Source organism: Sorangium sp. So ce375 (genome assembly GCF_051473855.1).
In the GTDB taxonomy this organism is placed as follows: Bacteria; Myxococcota_A; Polyangia; order Polyangiales; family Polyangiaceae; genus Sorangium.
Map to the genome: position 1 here is coordinate 4521278 of NZ_CP150335.1, position 14230 is coordinate 4535507.

Sequence of the window (14230 nt, forward strand, 5' to 3'; positions counted from 1 at the left end):
GCTTGCTTCCTGGCAGATCGGTCGGGCCTCGCAGCCCATTGAATTCAGGCAACTTTCAGCCTGTTCGTTGCTCTAGCTCGAGCTCTCCGGCGCGCGCTGGCGGAGCGCGTCCTCCAGCACGCGCTCGAACACGGCGCGCGATGGGTGGACCGTCAGCTTCCGGATGGCGGTATTCGCGATCTGCACACCAAAGATGACCACCCTGGACCGGAGCAGAAAGTGACCTCCCTCGACCGCATGGAGGACGGAAATCGTCGCCTGGGTCAGCCGCGTGCGCGAGACGTGCTCATAATCGGTCATCGCCTCCCAATCGTTGAAGACCAGCACCCGGCCCTGCTCGGCGACCCGGCGCAACATCACCTCCTCGATCGCCGCGGCGCCCGCCTCCACGAGCACCCCGGTGACACACGTGACCATCAGCGCCGGCGCGGGACACCAGATCTTTACCGTGCCCTCGTTGCACCAGTGGGTCTGAAGGGTACGTGCAGGGAACGAGACCATACCTCTGGCGTTAGACTGGGCCGCGGGCGACCGTTCGTCGAGGATCTCGTCGCAAAATCGGCATCCGGCCGAGGAGCGGAGCGACGTACCGAGGATCTCTGTGTTGTTGTGATGTGAGGGGCCCGACCATCACGCGAAATGAAACATTCAATTCGGGCGGCTGCAAAATACCTGTGCAGTTCGCCCGTTACAGCAGCGGATCTTTATGCTGCCCGCGCTCGAGCAGGGCTGGGCGAGCCGGCGCTGTTCCCCATGCTCCTGCGCTCCGGTCGAAGCTGCAGGGCGGGGCCGTCGCGAAGGGTGTCTGGCGCGGCGGCGGGCCCTCCAGATCACCCTTTCGACGCTTCCTCGTCCGTTCACACGCGCGTTGCCGGAGCGACAACGCTGTCCGTGTGTCAGGGCTTCGCCGCGCCCGCCATGAACGCCGCGAACGCGTCGGCGTGATCGGGGTGCCAGCGCGACAGCGCAGGTCGATTCCGGATCAGGTCGTCGGCGGCCCACTGGATCCGGCGCTCATCCATCTCGCGCGTCACCGCGTTGTCGGGGCAGAGCAGATAGAAGTCGCCGCGGGCCATGCCGTCGATCATCCGATCCACCACCTGATCCGCGGTCCAGGCCTCCGCCGGCTTCTCCGGCCCTCGCGCGGTCATCCCTGTGAACGTGTAGCCCGGGATCAAGAGGTGGGCGGTGATCTTGCAGCCCGCCACGTTGCGCAGCTCGTGGGCGAGCTGCTCTGTCAGCACCTTCACGCCGGCCTTCGAGACGTTGTAGGCAGCGTCGCCGGGCGGGGTGGTGATTCCCTGCTTCGAGCCCGTGTTGACGATGGCGCAGGGCGTGCCCTGCGCGAGCATCGCCTCGGTGAACGCCTGCACGCCGTGGAGCACGCCCCACAGATTGACCTCGATGAGCCGCCGCCAGCGCTCGACGTCCTGCCACGGCTTGCCGCCGCCTCCGCCGACTCCGGCGTTGTTCATCAGGATCGCCACCTCGCCGAACGCGTCGTAGGCGACCTGCTTCAACCGCTGGACGTCCTCGAGCTTGGCGACGTCGGTCGGCGCAGCGCGCACGTCGGCCTCGCCGCCGGCCGCCACGGCGGCGACGCGCGCGGCGGCCTCGTGAAGCGCCGGTCCGTCCAGGTCGGCGAGACAGACCTTCAGGCCCATGCGCGCGAAGCGCTCGGCAGCCGCGAGGCCGATGCCGCTGGCGGCGCCGGTCACCACGGCGACGCGGCCAGGTGTCAATGCGGGATGGTCATTCACTGCGGATCTCCGTCATGTGTTGGGGCCCGCCGTCGTACATCGCGCGGCGAGCGGGGCGCCGCGAGCGGGGCGGGGCGAGGCCGGACGAGAATAGTGGGCGCCGGCGCGTCGGGCCACGATCATCCGGCGTGAGTGGCCACCTCCAGGAATGGCTTGCATGTCACCGCGGCCGCTCCTACCATGCGCGCTGCCCGACAGCCACGCAGGTGTACGATGAGCGATTCCGAGGACAGCGAGACCATCTTCCGGGTGGTCGTCAATCACGAAGAGCAGTACTCGATCTGGCCGGCATACCGCGATCTGCCGGTCGGCTGGCGTGCCGAGGGCACCGAGGGCACCCGCGCGGCGTGCCTCCAGCACATCGAGCAGGTCTGGACGGACATGCGGCCGCTGAGCCTGCGCAAGGCCATGGACGCGCAGTGATCGCCGCCCCGCCGCGCTCCGGCCGCCCTCTCGGCCGTTGACGGGGCGGGGCGCGCCCCCTGGAGCTCACGTCCGGCGGACATTCCCTGCACGCGTGCTCCAGGGCGCTGGCCGCCAGGCCGCCTCAGCTCGCCACGCACCCGAGCATCAGCCGAGCGACGGCGACGATCACCAGCACACAGGCCGCGAAGCAGCCGAGTCCCGGCCGCTTGATGCTATCTCCTGCTCCCGCCAGCTGCAGGCCCGCCGCCTCCGGTGGCTTTTGCGGCTCCGGGGGCTTTTTTTTTAGCGTGGGCACCCGCTTCCACCGCGAGGGCGCGGCGTCGCCTTCGGGCAGCTCCACGGGGGGCGTGCGCTTCACGATCGCCATCGCGCGGGCCGCCCGGCTCTCCCGGTGACGCCGCTTCCACGCGCGGATCGCCGCCTCGGGCAGACCGAACACCTCGTCGGAGCCGTACGTCGCAGCGAGCCCCGCGAGCACGCGAAGGTGCCAGTCGGCGGGGATCGCTCCGGGCAACGTCTCGATCGCCTCCTCCGGGATCGGAGGGAACCAGACCGCGAAGTGCTGGACCTGCCTTCCGGTCCAGTCCTTCCGCGCGGGATCGAGGAACCGCGTCGCCACATAGGCAACCACGCGAGGTCCTCTCGGCCCTTGCTCGTCGATCTCGAGCAGGCCATAGCGGAGCTCTCCGGCGCTCGCGTCGGCGTCGCCGACCATCGCCTCGAGCGTCGTGTGCCAGGCGGGGAGCGCCGGGATCTCGGGCACGCAGATGAACTCGTAATCCCAGTGCTCGCCGCGCGTCTTCCAGAGGAGGCGCGATGTCTCGACGAAGGACGCTGGCGCGGGCGCGGGCGCGGGCATGGCGTCTCTACTGGTTCTGGTGGTAGGCCCGCGCTCCCTCGTCGTTGCGCAGGGCCGCCGCCATCGCGGTCAGGACCGCCGTGAACGCGTCGCCCCGCCGGATCGCGGACTCGCGGGTCTTCTTGAGCCTGTCGAGCCGTGTGGTCGCGAAATCCTTGATCGAGACGAACCGCAGGATCTTGCTCACGATCTGGTACCTCTTCGGCAGGAAGTCGTCGAGGGAGTCGACGAACTGCACGAGATCGCGCAGCCCCTGGAAGAACGTCTCTCCGGCCGACTTCTCCTTTCTCGCGGCCTGCGCCTCGCGGACCGCGCCCTCGATGGTGCTCACAAGGATCGCGGGGGCGAGGGTGCGCACGCCGAGCGACGTGCCGGGGTCGACCTGCGCGTCGGCCGGGGCGGCGACCGACGAGAGCAGCATGAAGCGGTGCCCGAAGGCGCTCTCGGCGCGCAGCACGGCGCAGAGCTTGGCGAACTGATGGTCGGCGTCCCGGCAGACCTCGCGCTCGAAGTCGCTCGCCTTGTAGTCCGGCGGGAACAGATCGGCCTTTGTGAGGGCGAGGATCCACTCCCGCGGGAAGCTCACCTCGTCGCCCGCGGCGGCGCTTGTCCGGCGCAGCCGGTCGCACTCGTCGGCGAAGTGCTCGAAGAGCCACCGGATGTAGCCGGTGCCCTCGTTCCGGTACTTCGCGCCGTCCGCCAGGAGGATGCCGACCTGGCTCATGCCGAGCTTGAGCATGCCCTGGCGCACCGCCTCCCGCTCGTCCGCGTCGACCGGCTCGTCCTCCCACCAGCGCCCCGGGTAGTCGTACCAGTGGATGCGGACCGCCGCCTCCGCCAGGTCTCTCGGGAAGAAGTCGAACTCGTACGCGTCGAAGCGCGTGCTGCCGTCCGGGAACCTGCCCTCTTCGAGCCGGTAGAAGCGCCCGAGGAGCTGGTTGCCCTGCGCCTTGTTGACCGCCTGGATCTTGTACGCGTGCTCCTCCTGAAACGAGGGCTGGGTCTGCGCCCGGTAGAAGGCGGCCAGCAGGACCGTCTTGCCGGCTCCGGAGGCGCCGAACAGGGCGACGTGCAGATCGAGGGGCGGCATGACGGGATTGCGATACGGGAGCGCGCGCCCCGGCACAAGCGCCGACGCGCGCGGCGCCGCCCCGGAGCTCGGGCAGCGCTCGCTCGATCGCTGCCGCGCTCCGGCGCGCTACTCCACCTGCACCTCGATCCGCGTCACGCTCGCGCCGCCCCGCGTGTCGTGGACCACCGCCCACAGCGACACGGGCCCAGGCTCCGAGGGGGGCGTCCACGTCGTTCCGTGGCGCTCGCGGGGGCCGGTCACCGTGTCGCTCACGAGGCGCCGCGCCCCGTCGAACCCGCCCCCGTCCGTGTAGTAGTCGACCCAGAGCGCCTCGCGCGCCGGCCCGCCGAGCGCCGTGGCCTCCTCGTCCTCGTCGGCGGCGCCGGGCGGGACGATCACGTCGATCTCGTAGGTCGCGCACCCGTCGGTTTCCGGCTCTGGCGGGCTGCAGCCCTGGACCTTCGATTCCGTCCGGACGCACCGTTCCACGACGGGCAGGCCGCCTTCGCCCGGCTCGACCTTATTGTCGTTCTGCTTCAGCGTGAAGCCTTCGATTCCTGGGTTCGTGTTGGGTCGCTGGTCCTCGAAGACATACACTTGGGTGTAGCCCACGACGAAGCTGTCCGGGCCGAGCACTCTCCCGTCCTCGCCGACGCACTCCAGCGGGAACTTGGCCCCTGCCAGCGCGGTCACCGGCCGCGTCTTGCCGGCGCACAGGGCGAACAGCACATAGGCCGAGGAGTACCCCGTCCCGTTCTCGGCGCGCGCCACGCCCTCGCCCTCGAGGATGTCGCTGGGGAGCGTCCACGTGAACGAGGCTGCGTTGGGCTTGCCGCTCAGCGCCGGCGCGAGCTCCTGTCGTTTGAAGGCAACGGTCTGCTCCTCGTCGCCGCTGGCGCCTCCGCCGCTGCCGCCGTCGCCGCTGGCATCTCCGCCATTGCCGCCGCCGGCTCCGCCGTGACCGCCGTCACTGCCGCCGTTGCCAGCTCCACCATTGCCACCGGCGCCAGCTCCGCCGTTGCCAGCTCCGCCGTTGCCGCCGTTGCCAGCTCCGCCGTTGCCGCCGTTGCCAGCTCCGCCGTTGCCGCCGGCGCCAGCTCCGCCGCCGCTGCCGCTTCCGCCGGCGCCGCCGCTGCCGCCGTCGTTGCCGCTTCCGCCGGCGCCGCCGCCGCCGTCGTTGCCGCCGCCTGCTCCTCCCTGCGGCAAGGCCAGCCCTGCCACGTAAGTGCCCACCCACTGCGGGAGGCACCCGAGGTGCTCGTCCACCCCGACAGGCGGGTTCAGGCAGCCTCCGACCCACGTGACCTCGACCTCTCGCGGCGCGCCGTCGGCGTCGCCCAGGGCGTCGGCGTACGTCATCTGGAACGTCACGGGAGCGCCCGGTGCCGCGTACGGCGTGTCCGCCGTCACGGCCAGGATGCGGAGCCCCTCCACCTCGGACGACGGAGCCAGGTCGCTCCCCGCGCAGCAGGGGATGCCGAGGGCCAGGATCGAGATCGCCGCGAGCAGCGCGCGACGAGCGGGCAGTCGGGTCCGTTTCATCAGAAGTCTCCTCGCAGCCCCAGCGTGGGCAGGAAGGGGAGCCCCGTCACGTACTCCCGCTTCGTGTAGTTGAAGTTGTAGCTGATGCCCTCCGCGGCCTGGTAGTTGTAGACGTTCTGCACGTCCAGGTAGAGCCCGAGCTGCCACGCCTTGAATCGCCACGTCTTGTCGACGCGGACGTCGAGCTGATGGAACAGCGGCATCCTCTCGCTGTAGTCGCCCCCGAGCGGGAAGGGCGAGTACTTGCCCGAGGAAGCATGGTAGATCGCGTTCACCCGGTTCGGATCACACCCCTTCTGCTCCGGATCGCAGACATAGGGTGTCTGCAGGTTGCCCGACACGAGGCGGAAGCGCGCGCCGACCTCCCAGCCCCGGCCGAGCTGCAGGTTCCCGAGCACGGTGAGCACGTGCGTCTGGTCCCATGGCGTGGGGTGCTCCTCCTCGCCGGGGCCGTCCGTGCGCACCGACCGTGAGAGGGTGTAGGCCGCCCAGCCGAAGAAGCGATCGTCTGGCTTGTACTTCAAGAGCACCTCGCCGCCCACCGCGTACCCGGTGCCGTCGTTGGCATATCCGTCCTTCTCGGCCGAGAAGACGACCTGCCGATCGAGCTGCTTGTAGAACCCGTCCACCGTCACGTCGATCTGCGGCGTGATCTCCTGCTCCACCCCGAGGCCGTAGTGGATGGATCGGTTCGACTTGAGTTCCGGCGTGCCAAACGGCTCGATGCTCTCCTGGAACTGGGGCGCCTGGTAGTAGAGGCCCACGCCGCCCTTGGCCGTCGTCCGCGGGAAGCCGCTCCGGATGTCGTAGCGCGCGTTGATCCTCGGGCTCACGTCGAGCGTCTGCGTGTCGAGCGCGTAGTCGACCCGCACCCCGGGGACGATCCGCGCGCGCGCCGAGGGGACCACCTCGAGCTCGGCGTAGGCGGCCGGCCGGGAGTACGCGCCGTCGAACGACTGGTCCTGCGCGGGGAGGGTCGAGAACGGCTGGTTCGACGGGTGGCCCGCGGGCTGCCTCGTCGGCGCGTGGAGGTTGACCGTCGCGATGCCGCCCGAGAGGTCCGTCCCGACGTTCATCGTGAGGAACCTGGCGAACCGGTGCGAGAGCTCCAGCCGCAGGTCGAGCGAGGTCGTGGAGATATTGAAGGAGAGGGGAGCGACCCCGAAGTCGAAGACGTCCCTGCCGAGGGCCAGCGACCAGAGGATCCTGTCCCGGTTCCCCAGGCGGTTCTCGTAGCTGACCTGGAAGCGCTGGAAGGCGGTGTGCAGCCCGAAATCGCCCGTCAGCGCCGGCTCGTCCTCCGGCGGCTTGTCCAGGGTGATCTTGAAGGCGTCGTCCGATCCGTAGAAGCTCGCGCGCACGCGCTCGCTGGCGGAAGGGCGGCCCTCGAGGACGAACTGGTAGTCGTAGTAGACGGGCGCCTGCGTCACGCTGGAGCCCGCCTCCTTGAGCACGGGCCCGAGCCACGCGTCGACCCAGCTCCGCCGGCCCGCCGCGATGAACTTCCAGTCCTTGAGGTACGGGACGGGCCCCTCGAGGAGCAGGCGCCCGTCGATGAGATCGAGCTGGACCACGCCGTGGTACTTGCCGTCCTGCTTCGGCGAGCGGAGCCCGACGTCGACGATGCCGCCCATGGCGCGGCCGTACACGGCGCTGAAATTGCCCGGGTAGAAGTCGATCTTCTCGAGCATCTCGGTCGGCACGACCGAGGAGAGGCCGCCGAAGTGGTAGATGATCGGCACCGGGGTGCGATCGATGAACGTGAGGGTGTCCTGCGGCGCGGACCCGCGCACGATCAGCAGCCCGAACCCGCTGCGCGCGACGCCGGGCAGGCTCTGCAGCGAGCGCAGCGCGTCGCCGCCGGTCCCCGGGATGCGGTCGATCTCGCGGCGCTCGAGCGTCCTCCGGGTCACCTCGCGCGGCGGGCGCTCGCCCTGCACCGTCACCTCGATGCCCTGCGGCGCCTGGCCGTCCTTGGGCGCCGCGAGCGAGATGCGGTAGCGCACCTCGATCGCCTCGCCCTCCGCGATGTCCTCCTCGGCCGTGAACGGCTCGAACCCCGCGGCGGCGACCTCGACGCGGTACTTGCCGGGAGGGAGGTTCTTGAAGCGGAACTTGCCGTTCTGGTCGGTCTTCACGTCCTCTCGGCCGCCGTCGGGCCGCACGAGGCTGACCGAGATGTCCGGGAGCCGCTCGCCGGTGCCCGCGGAGAGGATGGTCCCGACGACCGTCTCCACGTCGGCAGGCGGGGCTGGCGCCGCCGTGTCGGCGGGCTTGGGGGTGAGCGTGAACGCGTACCGGTAGAGGATGCGCGCTGGCGCCGGCGTGCCGTCCGGCCGCCGCGCCGGCTCGAACACGAGGCCGGGCGCGGCGGCGAGCGCGGCCTCATCGAAGCCGTGCCCTCCCGGCGTCGCGACCTCGGCCTTTGTGACGCGCCCGGTCTTGTCGATGTCAAGCTTGAGGATGACGCTCCCCTCGACGCCGGCGCGCTGGGCTTCGACCGGATACGCCGGCGGAGCGTACGTGACCAGCTTCGGCGGGGTGATGGCGGCGGGCGCCGCCGGCTGGGCCGTGCCCGGCTGTGGGACGACGACCGCGCCCGCTCCGCCGCGAGGAACCGAGGCGCCGCCCACGTCTCCATCGGAGGGCGGCGGCTCGGGCGGCGGCGCGTCGGCGGGCTGCGCGCGCGCTGCGCTGGCGGTCATCGCGACCGCGAGCAGCAGCGCTTCCGAAACGGCGAGGCGCATCGCAGAGGACCCTGTGGAAGGCATGCGCGCGCACTCTCGCACGATGCGGACGAGGAGATAAATATGCATCCGGGACGGGAGTGTGCTTCAGGTGCGTGCATCGGCTCCACGGGGCGCCCGGGAGAGCGCCCTCCGTGGTCGCCGGGCGCGCTCCGGGTACCGTGGTTCGCGGCTCAGCCACCCTCGTTTCGCGGTCCGGCCCGCGGGGCGCCGCCAGCGCTCAGTAGAGTGCGTCCTGGTGCCGCCACCGCTCCGAGAGCCACGCCTTCACGTAAGCGATCTCCCCTTCGTACGTCGTGAAGTCGTCGCGTCCGCTCCAGCCCCGGTAGCTCCGGTACGCCTCGCCCCACTTCGCCTCGTCCCGGCGCGCGCTCGCGTCGATGCGCGCGACGTAGCCATCCACGATCGCCTGGATCTCGGCGTCGTCGAGCGCGCCGTGCAGGACCTCGTCGTAGCGGGCGCGCAGCGGATCGCCGATCGAGGGCTCCCCCAGGAGGCGCTTGAAGAGGTGGTTCTCGTCGAGGTACTCGGAGAACTTCGACGCCGGCTCGCGGAAGCTCAGCCAGTCCTGGCCGAAGCTCGCGTTGAAGTCCCACGGCGCATAGCGGAACACGCCGCCGGCGGCCGGATCGTGGTAGTGGTAGCTGTTCTTTCCGGCCGAGTCGTCGGCCAGGAGGAACGTGACGAAGATCCACCAGTCCCCGTAATCACGCAGATCGATCCGCGACCCGATCTCGGCGGCGAACGTGGCCTGGTCGGACGTGTCCACGAACCGCACGAGGTCCTCCAGGTCCGCGAACGCCTCGGGCTCGCCTTCCAGAGGCGTCCCCTCCTTCTTCTCGAAGCCGTCGTGTGGCGTCGCCTTGGGATGACCGTACACGGTCAGCGCGAAGTTCGCGTTGTGGTTGACCGCCTTGTAGAGGTTGCCGTCCTGCGAATACCCGTGGTTCTCCATCAGGCGGCCGTCGACGTGGTCGGAGACGGTGTAGAGCCCCACGTATTGCCCCTCGAGGTACACCACCGCGCTGTAGGTCTTGATCTGGATGTGCTCCGGATCGAGGCGGTTCCATAGGTCGTAAGCAAGGCGCTGCCGGACATAGGAGTTGTCGTCGAACGTGCTGACGAGCACGACCTTGCGGCGGTCGGTGAACCCGCCGGCCTCGTCGGGCTCGTTGAACTTGTCTTCCTTGGGGAACTTGAGGGTGAAGCTGTTCTTCGGATACGAGAGCGAGCTCTCGCCGCGGAGCTCCGCCTCGGCGTTGTACGTGTGGCCGCGGTAGACGACTGTGGCCGGCGCGTACTCCTTCGTTTTGGGGGCCGGCGAGAGGAAGAGCACCGGCAGGCCGTACTCCTCGGGATAGCGTGCCGGGTCGACGACAGGGACGTTCGACGGATCGGCCCAGTTGTCGGCGACGCCGACCTTGACGTGCCCGACTTCGGACGTCTGCGCGACGCGGATCTCGATCTCGTAGACCGCGGCCTGATCGAGCCCGGGCGAGAACGTCACCTCGCGCGCGACCGGGTCGTAAACGGCGCCGTCGGGGAGCGGACCGACCTCGAATGCGTCGTCGGGGAGCGCGAGTCCGGTCGCGCACGTCACGGGGAACTTCACGGTCTCGCCCTCGAGGAGCCAGTGCGGTCCGCCGCCTGACGGCTCGCAGCGCTGCCCCCCTGGGCCGGGCGACTCGCCGGGGCCGCCCCCTGGGCCGGGCGACTCGCCGGGGCCGCCCCCTGGGACGGGCGACTCGCCGGGGCCGCCCCCTGGGCCGGGTGACTCGCCGGGGCCGCCCCCTGGGCCGGGCGACTCGCCGGGGCCGCCCCCTGGGCCGGGCGACTCGCCGGGGCCGCCCCCTGGGCCGGGCGACTCGCCGGGGCCGCCCCCTGGGCCGGGCGACTCGCCGGGGCCAGGCGAACCGCCGGAGCAGTCGGCGCCTTGAAAAGATCCCATGAACAAGATCGTCGCGAACGTCAGGAAAGGGTGGAGTTTGCGCATATGGGTAAACCTAGCTGAGCGTTCACGGCTTGGCCCCTCGTTCTGGGTGTGCGCGGTGATTCGCTCGCCGACATGCGTCTCCCTTACACCTCAGCGCCGTTCTACGACCGTCACCGTCGTCGAGCCCCGTCCTTGACATGCCGCCGATTGCCTATTGAACAATTGTCTGAAGCTGACGATTTATGGAGTTTCCGCGGAGACGCGGCTCCTGATCGGCCGAGACGACAGGTGGTGTGTGATGACGAGAGGCGAAGCTGTGCGCAGGGCGGCACGGAGCGCGGAGGTGCTCATGCTCGGGACGGTGGGGACGACGGAAAGGCGTCCACGTCGCCGGAGCCTGAGGTGACGTGATATCGAGACATCCAGCCCCTCGTGGAGCGCTCGTGCGCCTCTTGCCACGACGGCGCGGGCGTCGGCGGGGTGGCGCTGACGGACGCGGCGACGGCGCAGCGGCCGGCCAGCCTCATGTCCCTGCGGGTGAGCGAGGGGGACATGCCGCCGCCGGTGCTGGACCCGAGCTGCCGCAGCTACGAAGGCGCGGAGAGGATGAGCCTCAGCCACGAGGAGCGCCTCCTCTTCGATGCGTGGGCGCGCGACGGCGCTCGTCTCGGCGATCCGGTCGAGTCGCCGCCCACGTCTCCATCGGAGGGCGGCGGCTCGGGCGGCGGCGTGTCGGCGGGCTGCGGGGCGCCGCCAGCGCTCAGTAGAGCGCGTCCTGGTGCTGCCACCGCTCCGAGATCCACGCCTTCAGGTAGGCGATCTCCTCTTCGTACGTCGTGAAGTCGTCGCGTCCGCTCCAGTCGCCGTAGCTCCGGTACGCCTCGCCCCACTTCGCCTCGTCCCGGCGCGCGCTCGCGTCGATGCGCGCGACGTAGCCGTCCACGATCGCCTGGATCTCGGCGTCGTCGAGCGCGCCGTGCAGGACCTCGTCGTAGCGGGCGCGCAGCGGATCGCCGATCGAGGGCTCCTCCAGAAGGCGCTTGAAGAGGTGGTTCACGTTGAGGTACTCGGAGGTGTCCGACGCCGGCTCGCGGAGGGTCTGCCAGTCCTGGCCGAAGCTCGCGTTGAAGTCCCACGGCGCATAGCGGAACACGCCGCCGGCGGCCGGATCGTGGTAGTGGTAGCTGTTCTTTCCGGCCGAGTCGTCGGCCAGGAGGAACGTGACGAAGATCCACCAGTCCCCGTAATCACGCAGATCGATCCGCGACCCGATCTCGGCGGCGAACGTGGCCTGGTCGGACGTGTCCACGAACCGCACGAGGTCCTCCAGGTCCGCGAACGCCTCGGGCTCGCCTTCCAGAGGCGTCCCCTCCTTCTTCTCGAAGCCGTCGTGCGGCGTCTCCTTGGGCTCGCCGTTCCGGCGGGTCAGCGCGAAGTTCGCGTTGTGGTTGATCGCCTTGTAGAGGTTGCCGTCCTGCGAATACCCGTGGTCCTCCATCAGGTAGCCGTCGACGTGATCAACGACGGTGTAGAGCCCCACGTATTGCCCCTCGAGGTACACCACCGCGCTGTAGGTCTTGATCTGGATGTGCTCCGGATCGAGGCGGTTCCATAGATCGTAAGCAAGGCGCTGCCGGACATAGGAGTTGTCGTCGAACGTGCTGACGAGCACGACCTTGCGGCGGTCGGTGAACCCGCCGGCCTCGTCGGGCTCGTTGAACTTGTCTTCCTTGGGGAACTTGAGGGTGAAGCTGTTCTTCGGATACGAGAGCGAGCTCTCGCCGCGGAGCTCCGCCTCGGCGTTGTACGTGTGGCCGCGGTAGACGACTGTGGCCGGCGCGTACTCCTTCGCTTCGGGGGTCGGCGAGAGGAAGAGCACCGGCAGGCCGTACTCCTCGGGATAACGTGCCGGGTCGACGACAGGGACGTTCGACGGATCGGCCCAGTTGTCGGCGACGCCGACCTTGACGTGCCCGACCTCGGACGTCTGCGCGACGCGGATCTCGATCTCGTAGACCGCGGCCTGATCGAGCCCCGGAGAGAACGTCACCTCGCGCGCGACCGGGTCGTAGACGGCGCCGTCGGGGAGCGGGCTGACCTCGATCGCGCCGTCGGGGAGCGCGAGGCCGGTCGCGCACGTCACGGGGAACTTCACGGTCTCGCCCTCGAGGAGCCAGTGCGGTCCGCCGCCTGACGGCTCGCAGCGCTGCCCCTCGGGGCCGCCCTCGGAGCCGCCCTCGGAGCCGCCCTCGGGGCCGGGCGACTCGCTGGAGCAGCCGGCGCCTTGCAAGGATCCCAGGACGAGGATTGTCACGAACGTCAGGAGAGAGCGGAGTTTGCGCATGCGGGCCATCCTAGCCGAGCGCGCGCGGCTCGGCCCCTCGTCCTGTGTGTGCGCGGTGATCCGCGCGCCCGCCGACATGCGCCTCCCTTACCACCACAGCGCCGCTCGACGACCGCCCCGTCGTCGAGCCCGTCCTTGACATGCCGCCGATTGCATGTTAAACAACTGTTTCAAACGATCGATTTATGGAGGTTGCCGCGGAGATGCGGCGCCTGATCCGGCCGAGACGACAGGAGGTGTGTGATGACGAGGGGCGGAGCTGTGCGCAGGGCACGGAGCGCGGTGGTGCTCGTGCTCGGGACGGTGGGGATCATCGGGTGTGGGGACGACGGAGAGGCGCCCACGTCGCCGGAGCCTGAGGTGACGTGGTATCGAGACATCCAGCCCCTCGTGGAGCGCTCGTGCGCCTCTTGCCACGACGGCGCGGGCGTCGGCGGGGTGGCGCTGACGGACGCGGCGACGGCGCAGCGGCTGGCCAGCCTCATGTCCCTGCGGGTGAGCGAGGGGGACATGCCGCCGCCGGTGCTGGACCCGAGCTGCCGCAGCTACGAAGGCGCGGAGAGGATGAGCCTCAGCCACGAGGAGCGCCTCCTCTTCGATGCGTGGGCGCGCGACGGCGCTCCTCTCGGCGATCCGGTCGAGTCGCCGCCGCCGCGGGGCGCGGCGGACACCATCGAGGATCCCGACGCCGCGCTCGAGATGCCCGAGGAGCACGAGGTCTCCCTGGACGCCGATGGCAACGAGTACTTCTGCACGATCGTCGACAACCCCTTCTCCGAGCCGGCCTGGGTCACGGCGTTCGAGGCGGTGGTGGGCAATCCGGCCGTCGTGCACCACATGGCCGTGTACCGCGATCTCGGCGGCGACGCGGGCGTCGGATACGGCGTCGCGCCGGGGACGCGCGCATTTCCGTGCCGCAATCCGGTCATCGAGCTCGACTGGCAGCTCCTCCACAGCTGGGCGCCCGGCGTCGGGGTGACGCGGCTGCCGGACGGCGCCGGGGTCCGCGTCGAGCCCGGCGAGCAGATCGTGCTGCAGATGCACTATTTCGGGCGCAGGGGCGCGGGCGCGCGCGATCGGCGCGATCGGTCGGGCTATCGCATGAAGCTCTCGCGCGAGCCGCCGCGCGCCGAGGTCTACATGGATGTGTTCGGCCCGGTGCCCTTCACGATCCCCGCGGGCGCCGAGGCGCACACCGAGCGGAGCTCCGCGCCGAACGAGGGCCCGCCGCTGCTCGTGTACGGCGTCATGCCGCACATGCACGTGCTCGGCCGCTCCTACCGGGCCTGGATCGAGCGCGACGGCGGGGCGAGCGAGTGCGCCGCCCGCGGCGAGTTCGAGTTCCACCACCAGGCGCTCTACATGTTCGATGAGCCGCTGCGCTGGGGGGCCGGAGATCGCTTCGTCACCGAGTGTACATGGGACAACACGGCGGAGAGCGAGGGGCAGCTCTCTCTTCCACCGCAGGATGTGTCCTGGGGCGAAGGGACGAATCAGGAGATGTGCTTCATGATCGCTTATCTGTCGAAGGAGTGATCTCCGGTGAG

At 70.0% G+C, this 14230-nt stretch carries 10 protein-coding genes; 2 read left to right on the plus strand and 8 right to left on the minus strand.

Annotated features, from left to right (window positions below):
• Positions 1-72 precede the first annotated feature (72 nt).
• A complete protein-coding gene (locus tag WME90_RS16815) occupies positions 73-501 on the minus strand; it encodes a hypothetical protein (protein ID WP_437282146.1) in 429 nt (142 codons plus the stop codon).
• A gap of 395 nt (positions 502-896) precedes the next feature.
• A complete protein-coding gene (locus WME90_RS16820) occupies positions 897-1760 on the minus strand; it encodes an SDR family NAD(P)-dependent oxidoreductase (protein WP_437282147.1) in 864 nt (287 codons plus the stop codon).
• Positions 1761-1973: 213 nt separating this feature from the next.
• Between WME90_RS16820 and WME90_RS16825 the strand changes: the two genes are divergently transcribed.
• Complete coding sequence (locus tag WME90_RS16825) at positions 1974-2183, plus strand: MbtH family protein (RefSeq protein ID WP_437282148.1); 210 nt, start codon at positions 1974-1976, stop codon at positions 2181-2183.
• A 124-nt stretch (positions 2184-2307) separates the two neighbouring features.
• On the opposite strand, the gene WME90_RS16830 is transcribed toward WME90_RS16825, so the two are convergent.
• From WME90_RS16830 to WME90_RS16855, 6 genes are all read right to left on the minus strand, one after another.
• Positions 2308-3045, minus strand: a complete 738-nt coding sequence (locus tag WME90_RS16830; RefSeq protein ID WP_437282149.1) for a hypothetical protein — start codon at positions 3043-3045, stop codon at positions 2308-2310.
• 7 nt (positions 3046-3052) lie between these two features.
• Positions 3053-4135: a TRAFAC clade GTPase domain-containing protein gene (locus WME90_RS16835; RefSeq protein ID WP_437282150.1), complete on the minus strand. Its 1083-nt coding sequence runs from the start codon at positions 4133-4135 to the stop codon at positions 3053-3055.
• Between the two features lie 108 nt (positions 4136-4243).
• Positions 4244-5659 carry a hypothetical protein gene (locus WME90_RS16840; RefSeq protein ID WP_437282151.1) on the minus strand — a complete coding sequence of 472 codons (1416 nt, stop codon included), beginning with the start codon at positions 5657-5659 and terminating at the stop codon, positions 4244-4246.
• On the minus strand, positions 5659-8406 hold the full coding sequence (locus WME90_RS16845) for a TonB-dependent receptor domain-containing protein (RefSeq protein ID WP_437282152.1): 2748 nt from the start codon (positions 8404-8406) through the stop codon (positions 5659-5661). Before WME90_RS16845 ends, WME90_RS16840 begins: the two co-directional genes overlap by 1 nt.
• 220 nt (positions 8407-8626) lie before the next feature.
• Entirely contained in the window at positions 8627-10354 is a 1728-nt protein-coding gene (locus tag WME90_RS16850; RefSeq protein WP_437282153.1) for a CotH kinase family protein, read from the minus strand.
• A 745-nt stretch (positions 10355-11099) separates the two neighbouring features.
• Positions 11100-12683, minus strand: a complete 1584-nt coding sequence (locus WME90_RS16855; protein ID WP_437282154.1) for a CotH kinase family protein — start codon at positions 12681-12683, stop codon at positions 11100-11102.
• A gap of 243 nt (positions 12684-12926) precedes the next feature.
• Between WME90_RS16855 and WME90_RS16860 the strand changes: the two genes are divergently transcribed.
• Positions 12927-14219: a hypothetical protein gene (locus tag WME90_RS16860; protein ID WP_437282155.1), complete on the plus strand. Its 1293-nt coding sequence runs from the start codon at positions 12927-12929 to the stop codon at positions 14217-14219.
• Positions 14220-14230 lie beyond the last annotated feature (11 nt).